The organism is Micromonospora sp. NPDC048842 (genome assembly GCF_040649935.1).
Classification (GTDB): Bacteria; Actinomycetota; Actinomycetes; order Mycobacteriales; family Micromonosporaceae; genus Micromonospora; species Micromonospora hortensis.
In genome coordinates this window covers 208,756-219,000 of the sequence record NZ_JBEZGK010000012.1, presented here as the reverse complement: position 1 = coordinate 219,000, position 10,245 = coordinate 208,756, and the positions used below count along the sequence as shown (strand labels likewise).

The following is a 10,245-nucleotide window of genomic DNA, read 5'->3' as shown; positions in this document are numbered from 1 at the left end:
CGAGCCCGGCCTGAGTCCGAGCCCGGCCTGAGTCCGAGCCCGGCCTGAGTCCGAGCCCGGCCTGAGTCCGAGCCCGGCCTGAGTCCGAGCCCGGCCTGAGTCCGAGCCCGGCCCGAGTCCGAGCCCGGCCCGGAATCGGGCCTGGAGGACGAAGGTCAGCGCAGGCCGGCGGCGGCGAGCAGGTTGCCCTCGGGGAGCGCCGGGAGGGCGCGACCCTGCGACATCCGCTGTTCGGCGCGCTCGGCGGTGAACGCGGCGTCGTGGTGGATGGCGGCGGCGTAGCTGGCGGCGGTGCGTTGGGCGATCGCGGCCCAGCCGTACTGGTCGTGGACCATCCGGCGGGCGCGGCGGGCCATGACGCGGGAGCGGTCGGCATCCGACAGGAGCGCGTCAACGGCGTCGGTGAGGCTGTCCGGGTCGTGCGGGCGGAAGGTCATCCCGGTGACGCCCGGTTCGACGATCTCGCCGAGGCCTCCGGTGGCGGCGACTGCGAGGGGAGCGCCGGCCGCGGCGCCTTCGAGGGCCACCATGCCGAACGGCTCGTAGATGCTCGGCACGACGAAGCAGTCGGACGCGGCCATCAGCGCCGGCAGGTCGGTGCCGCCCAGGAAGCCCGGCATGGTGACCATTCCGCCGAGGCCGCGGCGGTGCACCTCGGCCTCCAGTTCGGCGCGGTACGGGCCGTCACCGGCGATCACGGCACGCAGCCCGGGGTGTCGTTCGCGCAGCCGGGGGAGCGCGGCGATCAGGTGCTGCACGCCCTTCTCGTACACGAGGCGGCCGGCGAAGGTGACCAGCGGGCCGTTCCCGGCGAAGCGGGCGCGGGCGGCGGCCACGGCACGCGCGGGCACCCGCCAGCGGTGCGGCTCCACGCCGTTGGCGACCACGTCGACCCGTCCGGCCGGTACGCCGAAGAGCGCGTTCACCTCGTCGCGCATGTACCCGGAGCAGACGATCACCCGGTTGGATTCGCTGCTGAGCCACTGCTCGACGCCGTGGATGGTGCGGTTCATCTCCTCCGGCAGCCAGCCCTGGTGCCGACCGGCCTCGGTGGCGTGGATCGTGCTGACCAGCGGGATGTCCAGGTGGTCGCGCAACGTCATAGCGGTGTGGGCGACGAGCCAGTCGTGGGCGTGGATGACGTCGTAGGAGCCGGCCTGGGTGGCGCGCAGGGCGGTGCGGGTGAGGGTGTGGTTGAAGGCCATCGTCCAGGCCAGCAGCGAGTCGGTGGCGAGGGGGAAGGTGACCGGGTCCTCGGGGGCGCGCAGGATGCGTACGCCGTCGGCGTACTCCTCAAGGGGTGCGCCGTCGCTGTGGCGGGTGACGACTGTGACCTCGTGGCCGGCGGCGGCGAGGGCGACGGAGAGGGCGTGCACGTGTCGACCGAGACCGCCGACGAGCACCGGCGGGTACTCCCAGGACAGCATGAGGATGCGGCGGGTCTGCGGGGGCACCCCGGGGCCGGACTGCGCCGGCACGGGCGTGCCGGGCTGCGCGGTGGGCCCGGACTGCGCGGGAAGACCGGGCTGGGCCGAAAGCGGGGGCCGGGACGTCACTGTGGGCCGGTGGGCCCGGTCCTTGGTGGTGGCAGCGAGCTGCTCGTCGACCCGCAGGGTCGTCACATCAATCTCCGTCCATGCATGGTGGTACGCGCCGGCGTCAGTGGCGGCGGAGCGAGAGGTGTAAGGGGTGGCCGAGGGCCTGGCGGGACGCACGCGGACGCTTGCCCCCGAACAAGGAAAGTCCATCGGACCCAAGAACGCACCTCGAAAAGGGTCATCGTGACGGAGGACACCCGAGTGGTGTAGCGCGCATCAGACGGGCGGTTTTCGCCCGTCGCCTGAAAGGATGGATTGGCGCGTCCGGGCCGGGGGCACTACCTGCGTGCGCGCGGGCGATCTCGGCCGGTGCGCACATAACCATGGTCTAAGGAGCGACATGCAGGTCTGGCCGGGCGAGCGGTACCCCCTGGGCGCCACCTACGACGGGATGGGCACCAACTTCGCCATCTTCTCCGAGGTGGCCGAGCGGATCGAGCTGTGCCTCTTCGACGAGTGGGACACCGGCGCGGAGCGCCGCGTCGAGCTGCGCGAGGTGGACGCCTACGTGTGGCACGCGTACCTGCCGGGCATCGAGCCGGGCCAGCGCTACGGCTACCGGGTGTACGGCCCGTACGACCCGGCGAACGGGCTGCGCTGCAACCCGCACAAGCTGCTGATCGACCCGTACGCGAAGGCCATCGACGGTGACGTCCAGTGGGACCCGGCGGTCTACGACTACGAGCTGGGCGAGCCGGAGCGGATGTCGGAGACCGACTCGGCGCCGTTCATGCCGAAGTCGGTGGTGGTCAACCCGTACTTCGACTGGGGCAACGACAAGCCGCCGCGCACCCCTTACCACCACTCGGTGATCTACGAGGCGCACGTGCGTGGGCTGACCATGCGCCACCCGGACATCCCGGAGGAGCTGCGCGGCACGTACGCGGCCATCGCCTCCCCGCCGATGATCGACTACCTGACCCGGCTCGGGGTGACAGCGATCGAGCTGATGCCGGTGCACCAGTTCATCCACGACAACCGCCTCGTCGACCTGGGGTTGCGCAACTACTGGGGTTACAACACCATCGGTTTCTTCGCCCCGCACCACGGCTACTCCGCGCTGGGCCGGACCGGCCAGCAGGTGCAGGAGTTCCGGGGCATGGTCAAGGCCCTGCACGCGGCCGGCATCGAGGTCATCCTCGACGTGGTCTACAACCACACCGCCGAGGGCAACCACCTCGGCCCGACGCTGAGCTTCAAGGGCGTGGACGCCCCGAGCTACTACCGGCTCAGCGAGGAGGACCGCCGCTACTTCGTCGACTACACCGGCACCGGCAACAGCCTCAACGTGCGCAGCCCGCACTCGCTTCAACTGATCATGGATTCGCTGCGCTACTGGGTGACCGAGATGCACGTCGACGGCTTCCGGTTCGACCTGGCGGCCACCCTGGCGCGCGAGTTCTACGAGGTGGACCGGCTCTCCACGTTCTTCGAGGTGGTGCAGCAGGACCCGGTGGTCAGCCAGGTCAAGCTGATCGCCGAACCCTGGGACGTCGGCCCCGGCGGCTACCAGGTGGGCAACTTCCCGCCGCTGTGGACGGAGTGGAACGGCAAGTACCGCGACACCGTGCGCGACTTCTGGCGCGGCGAGCCGGCCACCCTCGCCGAGTTCGCGTCCCGGATCTCCGGCTCCGCCGACCTCTACCAGGACGACGGCCGCCGACCGTTCCACAGCATCAACTTCGTCACCGTGCACGACGGGTTCACCCTCAACGACCTGGTGTCCTACAACGACAAGCACAACGAGGCCAACGGCGAGGAAAATCGCGACGGCGAGAGCCACAACCGGTCCTGGAACTGCGGCGTCGAGGGCGACACCGACGACGAGGCGGTCCTCGCCCTGCGGGCCAAGCAGCGGCGCAACTTCCTGGCCACCCTGATGCTGTCGCAGGGCGTCCCGATGATCGGCCACGGTGACGAGCTGGGCCGCACCCAGCACGGCAACAACAACGTCTACTGCCAGGACAGCGAGCTGGCCTGGGTCGACTGGGACACCATCGACGAGCAACTGCTGGAGTTCGTGCAGACGCTCACCGCGTTCCGCAAACGTCACCAGGTGTTCCGCCGTCGCCGGTTCTTCACCGGGCTGCCGGTGAACGGGCGCGGCATCGACGAGCCGCTGCCCGACCTGGCCTGGCACACCCCGGACGGGCGGGAGATGACCGGCGAGGACTGGGGCAACGACTTCGGCCGCTCGGTGGCGCTCTTCGTCAACGGCGAGGGCATCCGCGAACGCGGCCAGTACGGCCAGAAGCACCACGACGCGTCGTTCCTGCTCTGCTTCAACGCCCACGACGCGCCGCTGGACTTCACCATGCCCGGCAGCGAGTACGGCCAGAAGTGGGAACGGGTGATCAGCACCGCCGAACCCGAGCCGGACGACGCCACGGTGATCAGCGCGGGCGGCACCATCCGGGTGCCGGACCGCTCCCTCGTCGTGCTGGAGAGGACGATCTGACATGACGGCCACCCCTCCCACTGCCACCTACCGGATCCAGGTCCGCCCCGGCTTCGACCTGGACGCCACCGCCGCGATCGTCGACTACCTGGACGACCTCGGCGTCAGCCACCTCTACAGCGCCCCGCTGCTCACCGCCACCCCCGGCTCCCAGCACGGCTACGACGTTGTCGACCACCGGGCCGTCAACCCGGAGGTGGGCGGGGAGGCCGCCCGGCAGCGGCTGCTGGCCGCCCTACGCGACAAGGATCTCGGCCTGGTCGTCGACATCGTGCCCAACCACGCCGGGGTCGCCGTCCCGGCCGCCAACCCGGCCTGGTGGGACGTGCTGCGCCGGGGGCGCGGCTCGGCGTACGCCGACTGGTTCGACATCGACTGGGACCGGGGCCGGCTGCTACTGCCCGTGCTGGGCGACGACCCCACTGCCCTCGACGACCTCAAGGTGGTCGACGGGGAGCTGCGCTATCACGAGCACCGCTTCCCGGTCGCCGACGGCACCGGCGACGGCAGCGCCCGGGAGGTGCACGACCGGCAGCACTACGAGCTGGTCTCCTGGCGGCGCGGTGACGCCGAGCTGACGTACCGCCGATTCTTCGCCATCGCGGGCCTGGCGGGTCTGCGCGTGGAGGACCCGGCGGTCTTCGCCGCCACCCACGAGCTGATCCTGCGCTGGGCCGCCGCCGGGGAGGTCGACGGCATCCGCGTCGACCACCCGGACGGCCTGCGCGACCCGGCCGGCTACCTGGCCCGGTTGCGGGCCGCCGCGCCCGACGCCTGGCTCGTGGTGGAGAAGATCCTGGAGTACGGCGAGGAGCTGCCGGACTGGCCGGTGGACGGCACCACCGGCTACGACGCCCTGGCCGCTGTCGGCGGGCTCTTCGTCGACACCGACGCCGAGGGTGACTTCACCGCGCTGGACAACCGCATCACCGGGCAGCACACCTCCTGGGAGGACCTGACCCACACCACCAAGCTGGCCGCCGCCACCCAACTGCTCGCCGCCGAGCTGACCCGGCTGGCCGCCCTCGCCCCCGAGGTGCCCACCGAGCAGGCCCGCGCGGCGCTCGCCGAGCTGGCCGCAGCCTTCGCCGTCTACCGGGGCTACCCGCCGCACGGCGCCCGGCACCTCGCCGCCGCCCGCTCCGAGGCCGGCCGCCGCCGCCCCGACCTGGCCGGCGCCCTGGACGCTGTCACCCGCCGACTGCGCAACCCCGACGACGAGCTGGCCCAACGCTTCCCGCAGCTCACCGGCGCGGTGATGGCCAAGGGCGTGGAGGACACCGCGTTCTACCGCTGGACCCGGTTCGTGGCGCTCAACGAGGTCGGCGACGACCCCTCCCACTTCGGGGTGCCGCCGGCGGAGTTCCACCGCTTCGCCAACGCCCAACAGGTCCGCTGGCCCGCCAGCATGACCACCCTCTCCACCCACGACACCAAACGCGGCGAGGACGTCCGCGCCCGCCTCGCCGTGCTCAGCGAACTGCCGGGCCGCTGGGCCGAGCAGGTCAAGACCTGGATGGAGTACGCGCCACTGCCCGACCCGGCCTTCGCCCACCTGCTCTGGCAGACCGCCGTCGGCGCGTGGCCGATCGAGCGGGAACGGCTGCACGCGTACGTCGAGAAGGCCGCCCGGGAGGCCGGGGCCTCGACCAGTTGGGCGGACCCCGACCCGGCCTTCGAGCAGGCGGTGCACGCAGTGGTCGACCGGATGTACGACGACCCGAGCCTGCACGACGAGCTGAGCGAACTCGCCGCCGCCATCGCCCCGGCCGGCTGGTGCAACTCGCTCGGGCAGAAGCTGATCCAACTCACCATGCCCGGCGTGCCGGACACCTACCAGGGCACCGAGCTGTGGGACAACTCCCTCGTCGACCCGGACAACCGCCGCCCTGTCGACTTCGACGTACGCCGAGAGCTGCTGGCACGCATCGACGGCGGCTGGCGTCCCCCGGTCGACACCGACGGAGCGGCGAAGCTGCTCGTCGTGTCGCGGACCCTGCGGCTGCGGCGGGCGCACCCGGAGCTGTTCACCACCTACCGGCCGGTGCCCGCGCACGGGCCGGTGGGCCGACACGTGGTGGCCTTCGACCGGGGCGGCGCGATCGCCGTGGCGACCCGGCTGCCGCTGGGCCTGGCACGCGCCGGTGGGTGGTGTGACACAGCTCTGTCACTTCCCGTTCACGAGATGAAGGACCTGTTCACCGGCCGGGTCTACAGTGGCGGGGAGACCCCTCTGGACGACCTTCTGGCCGACTATCCCGTGGCTCTGCTCACTCCTTCCACCGCTTCCGTGGAGGCTGCGTGATGACCGAATTCAGCGTGTGGGCGCCGGACGCCGAGCGGGTGCGGCTGCGCCTCGCCGGCGACACCGACCACGAGATGCGCGCCGCCGCCGACGGCTGGTGGCGGGTCGACGTGCCCGACGCCGGCCTCGACTACTCCTTTCTGCTGAACGACGACGAAACCCCACTCCCCGACCCCCGGTCACCGTGGCAGCCTGCGGGAGTGCACGGGCCGAGCCGCCGCTACGACCATCTTGCGTTCCAGTGGAGTGATTCCTCCTGGACGGGCCGTCAGCTGCCCGGCAGCATCCTCTACGAGCTGCACATCGGCACCTTCACCCCGGAAGGCACCTTCGACGCGGCCATCGACCGCCTCGACCACCTGGTGTCACTGGGCGTCGACCTGATCGAGCTGCTCCCGATCAACGCCTTCAACGGCGAACACAACTGGGGGTACGACGGCGTCTGCTGGTACGCCCCACACGAGCCCTACGGTGGCCCCGACGGCCTGAAACGGTTCGTCGACGCCGCCCACGCTCGCGGTCTGGGGGTGATCCTCGACGTTGTCTACAACCATTTCGGGCCCTCCGGGGCCTACGCGCCGCAGTTCGGGCCCTACCTCGCCGAGCAGAGCAACAGTTGGGGTCGCTCGATCAACCTGGACGGCCCGCACTCCGACGAGGTACGCCGCTACATCATCGACAGCGTGCTCATGTGGCTGCGCGACTACCACGTCGACGGGCTGCGCCTGGATGCTGTGCACGCGCTGCACGACTCTCGGGCTGTCCCGATCCTGGAAGAGCTGGCTGTTTCCGTCGAGTCGCTGTCGACGCACCTGGGGCGGCCGCTGTCGCTGATCGCCGAATCGGACCTCAACGACCCGCGGGTCATCACCCCGCGTGAGGCGGGCGGGTTCGGGCTGCACGCCCAATGGAACGACGACGCGCACCACGCCCTGCACACGTTGCTGACGGGGGAGCGGCAGGGGTACTACGGGGACTTCGGGTCCCTGGAGACGCTGTCGGACGTGCTGACCGGGGGGTTCTTCCACGCGGGGACCTGGTCGAGCTTCCGCAACCGGCACCATGGGCGGCCTGTTGATCCTCGGGTGCCGGGGCACCGGTTCGTGGCGTACCTACAGAACCACGACCAGATCGGGAACCGGGCTACCGGGGATCGGATCTCGGCCTCTCTGTCGCCGTCGCTGCTCCGGGTTGGGGCCACGTTGCTGTTGACGGCGCCGTTCACTCCGATGCTGTTCATGGGGGAGGAGTGGGCTGCCTCAACGCCGTGGCAGTTCTTCACCTCGCATCCGGAGCCGGAGCTGGCCTCTGCGGTGCGGACCGGGCGGCGGCGGGAGTTCGCCGCGCACGGGTGGCCGGAGGGGGACGTGCCCGACCCGCAGGACCCGGAGACGTTCGTACGGTCGCGGTTGGACTGGGCCGAGCTGGACAAGCCTGAGCATGCTTCGATATTGGCGTTCTACCAGCGGTTGATTGGGTTGCGTCGGTCTCTTCCTGATCTGTCGGATCCTCGGTTGAACGCTGTTTCTGTGCAGCACGGGGATCAGTTCCTGGTGATGCGGCGGGGAGACACCCTTGTGGTGGCGAACCTGGCTGGGCGGGGGCAGGGGGTGTCGCTGCCTGGGGTGGCTCGGCGGGTGCTGCTGGCTACGGGGGAGGGCGTCACCGTCATGCGGGACCGGATCCAGCTTCCGGCGGAGACGGCGGCGATCGTGGCGTTGTGACGTCGATGGCGAATCGCGTGAAGCGGGATGCACACGGATCGCGGCAGATGCGGGCGCTCGTCGGCCAACTGCTATCGCCAGGCCGCGGCACATGCCTCTATCCAGGCCGCGAGGTTGGGCACATGATCGATCGTGAGCAGCGAGTACGGCGGGGAGCCGGCCAACGGCGTGACATTCACGAAAGCATGGTCTGGTGCGAAGAGAAGGAGCTGGCCGTCGTCGCGATGCGCCAGCGTCAGATTCCCGTTGGCCTCCACGGCGACGGCATAGTACTCGTCGGGATTGATGGAGAGTTCGAGGCCGTCGTCTTCCCATAGCCATGCGTAGTCGGTGACCACATCGGCGACTCGGACGTGCGTCGCGTCAACGGTGAGCACCTCGTTCTGGTTGTTCCACCAGGTGTCGGGTTCGCGGAACCGTTCGACGATCCCGCCGCAGAGCTTCCAGAAGTTCTTGTGGGTCCAGGCGACGGAGTCGCTGTCCACGTCGTGGGGCGGGCGGCAGAGCCATCCTCGTCGATCGTCCGATGATCCCCATGCCAGCAACTCGTAGGCGTCGCCTCCGACGGAGACGGGGGTGAGGGTCGTTGAGGCGAGCAGCGCAGAGAGTTCAGGCAAGCCGTCGATTGATCCGCGGGTCCACAGTTGCGCCTCACCCACGACGGCACTTTCGCCGGGACGGAAACACGGAACCTCGTGGACGAAGTGCTCCCAGCCGCTCATCGCTCCGATGATGCCAGGGTCACCTTCGCCCACCAGTCAGGGAGCTGAGCGTCCGCTCATCGGCAGTTCCGAATGGCGAGCGGCAGCTCCAGCCGCCACGCTGCCTGCCGCGCGGATCGCGGCATGTGAGTTAACCCAACCCCGCAGGACGATCGATGTGTCGTCACGTTTTCGAGTTATGCAGCGAGGCCGGACGAACCTGCGGCGGCAGCGCGTACGAACTCGAATAGTCAACGCCTGTGAAGTCGGATCAGCCCTCGCGGGCGATGTCGATGCGCAGGGCGACTGGTAAGCCATCGACATCCACGTCCAAATGGACAGGAAAGAAGCCGTCACCGACTGAGGTCATCGCCATCAGGATGTCCGCTCCGCCGACCTGGATCACGCCGGCCTCGTGTTCAGAGGCCCTAACCAGACCCATCACCTGCCAGTGATGCGAGTGCGGGCGGAAGTCGAACGCGAATTTCGGTCCGCCGGGTTCGTTTCTCCGCGTCTCGATGGCCAGCCCTCGCTGGTATGCCTCCGCGATGGGCAGGTCCACCCACCCGTACTCGACGTCGGCACTGTCACCGAGCGGGGGCGCGCCGAACTCGGCAGCGACCTGTTCCTGGTCGCGACCCCAAAGGACCAGGTCGGCCAGCCCGTCCAACGGCCTGACGTGCTCCCACGAGCTCAGCGCGTCCGCGTCGGCGAAGACGAACCGCGCGTGGTCGACCCCCAACTCCCCGAACACCCACGAGTCGGCTACCGGCGCGTCACTGAATTCGATCCGCATGGACTGCCAGCCGTACTCGCCGGGGACGGCGGTGACACGCAGCGGGTGATCAGCCGGTACCTCGATCGGCAGCACCGGAACGCCCATGACGATGAATCCGGGTTCCCGGGCCGCGACTGCGTGCCGGACGCGATCCCGGTGCGGGACCTGCTGCTCGAACGCGCGCAGGCTTGCGCCGTGCCCATGCTCGCGGCAGTGTTCGTCGAACGTGGCGGTGAACTCGGCGACGGCGTGGGCGGGGATGTCGTACAGCCGGGTTCCGGCCTGCCGGTCAAAGGAGTCCGCCGCGGCCTCGGCGTCCGGTCCCACGATCGCGAAGTCGGTTGCCGGGCGCTCCTCGTCGTCCGGCACCCGGTCGCCGGACCACAGTTCGAGGTAACCACCGTCCATGATCACCAACTGCCCGGATGGACACGTCACCTCACCGAGCACCACTTCGACCGCCATGATCATGGAGTGTAGGGTCGGCAACGTCGTTCAGGTACGCGAGGCGACAGGCCTCTGCTGCTGAGCGCCATTGCGGTCCTGGACCTGCACAAAACATGCTGGCCGATCAGCCGCGAAGTCCAGCGAAAGTCCGTCACACAATTTCATGCCGGATTTTGCGGATTTCTGGTACCGCCCCTCGGAGTCTGCGACGCGCTCTCTTCGCCAGAACCGAGC

The 10,245-nt window shown here is 69.7% G+C and carries 6 protein-coding genes; 3 read left to right on the top strand and 3 right to left on the bottom strand.

Features of this window, described 5'->3' with window-relative positions; genetic code table 11:
• Nucleotides 1-155: 155 nt before the first annotated feature.
• Nucleotides 156-1,622 (bottom strand): glycosyltransferase family 4 protein, encoded by a 1,467-nt coding sequence (locus AB0C19_RS19360; protein ID WP_357187027.1) that lies wholly within the window; start codon nucleotides 1,620-1,622, stop codon nucleotides 156-158.
• Nucleotides 1,623-1,938: 316 nt separating this feature from the next.
• Here AB0C19_RS19360 and glgX point away from each other — a divergent pair, with 316 nt between their 5' ends.
• Genes glgX through treZ form a run of 3 tightly spaced genes read left to right on the top strand, consistent with a single transcriptional unit; the run spans nucleotide 1,939 to nucleotide 8,085 of the window.
• The gene (gene glgX / locus AB0C19_RS19355; RefSeq protein ID WP_357187024.1) at nucleotides 1,939-4,056 is read left to right on the top strand and encodes a glycogen debranching protein GlgX; all 2,118 of its coding nucleotides are present in this window, start codon (nucleotides 1,939-1,941) and stop codon (nucleotides 4,054-4,056) included.
• A 1-nt stretch (nucleotide 4,057) separates the two neighbouring features.
• Entirely contained in the window at nucleotides 4,058-6,361 is a 2,304-nt protein-coding gene (treY, locus tag AB0C19_RS19350) for a malto-oligosyltrehalose synthase (RefSeq protein ID WP_357187021.1), read from the top strand.
• The gene (gene treZ / locus AB0C19_RS19345; RefSeq protein ID WP_357187019.1) at nucleotides 6,361-8,085 is read left to right on the top strand and encodes a malto-oligosyltrehalose trehalohydrolase; all 1,725 of its coding nucleotides are present in this window, start codon (nucleotides 6,361-6,363) and stop codon (nucleotides 8,083-8,085) included. Before treY ends, treZ begins: the two co-directional genes overlap by 1 nt.
• Nucleotides 8,086-8,156: 71 nt before the next feature.
• Here the strand turns inward: treZ and AB0C19_RS19340 are convergent, their stop codons facing one another.
• Nucleotides 8,157-8,807, bottom strand: coding sequence for a hypothetical protein (locus AB0C19_RS19340; protein ID WP_357187016.1), 651 nt, complete (start codon nucleotides 8,805-8,807; stop codon nucleotides 8,157-8,159).
• 250 nt (nucleotides 8,808-9,057) lie between these two features.
• Complete coding sequence (locus AB0C19_RS19335) at nucleotides 9,058-9,933, bottom strand: hypothetical protein (protein WP_357187013.1); 876 nt, start codon at nucleotides 9,931-9,933, stop codon at nucleotides 9,058-9,060.
• Nucleotides 9,934-10,245 lie beyond the last annotated feature (312 nt).